Genomic DNA, 1,001 nt, shown 5'->3' with positions numbered 1-1,001 from the left:
TCTCCCAATTGTCGAAACCGACGACGCCGACCTCCTCGGGCACGCGGATGCCGCGCTCGCGCAGCGCATCGATGACGCCGCGCGCGATCTGGTCGTTGCCGCAGAAGACGGCGTCCGGCGTCTCCGCCCTGCCCTTGCCGTCGAACAGCTTCGCCACCGCCTCATGCCCCCAGCCTTCCGACCAGGCGCCGAGCAACGGCTCGGCGGCCGGCAGGCCGTGCTCGACAAGGACCTGGCGATAGGCGCGGGCGCGCTCATGCACGACAGCAAAACTCGCCGGCCCGCTGACATGGGCGATGCGCCGGCGTCCGAGCCCGCAAAAATGCTCGACCGCCAGCCGCGCGCCGCCGGCATCGTCGGAGACGAAGGCGACCGAGCCGGGATCGGGCTGTGTGAAGGCATAGATCACCGGGATGCGCAAATTGGAGAGGTCGATCGGCAGATGGCGGTCGATGCGTTTTCCCGTGGCGATGATGCCGTCGACGCGCTTGTCGAGCATGGCCTCGACATGCAGCTGGCCAAGCCGCGGATCGTCCTCGACATTGCACAGGAACACCGAGACACCGGCATCGACCAGCGCATCGGAAACGCCGGCCATCAGCGGCAGCGAGAAGCGGCCGTAGGTATCGTTGGTGAGCAGCCCGACGGTGAAGGAGCGTTTTCGCAACAGGCTCTGCGCCAGGCTGTTCGGCCGGAACCCCAGCCGCTGCGCCGTCTCGCGGATACGCTCGCGCGTCTCCGCCGTCATCCGCCCCTGCCCGTTCAGCGCCTTTGAGGCCGTCGCCACGCTGACGCCGGCGGCCGACGCCACCTCACGCAGGGTGACCGGGGCTGGCGCTGGCAAGGCGTTGGAGGACATGTGGCGAGGCGCATCCCTTGGTTGAGAAAAGGTTTTCTCTTATCGCCCTGCGCGGTGATGACGGGTGAGGGTCAACGAGCGAAGGGGATTTGGGAAAAGGTTTTCTCAGAGGGAGATTAGGGGAAGGTGGGGAGGTTGGCAA

At 66.9% G+C, this 1,001-nt stretch carries 1 protein-coding gene; it reads right to left on the bottom strand.

From position 1 onward, the window contains the following. Positions 1–859, bottom strand: an 859-nt coding sequence (locus tag EN781_RS33170) for a LacI family DNA-binding transcriptional regulator (protein WP_145965817.1), incomplete at its 3' end; no start/stop codon positions are given. Positions 860–1,001 lie beyond the last annotated feature (142 nt).

This window comes from Mesorhizobium sp. M4A.F.Ca.ET.090.04.2.1 (assembly GCF_003999085.1).
Taxonomy (GTDB): Bacteria; Pseudomonadota; Alphaproteobacteria; order Rhizobiales; family Rhizobiaceae; genus Mesorhizobium.
This window is presented reverse-complemented; position numbering and strand designations above follow the sequence as displayed.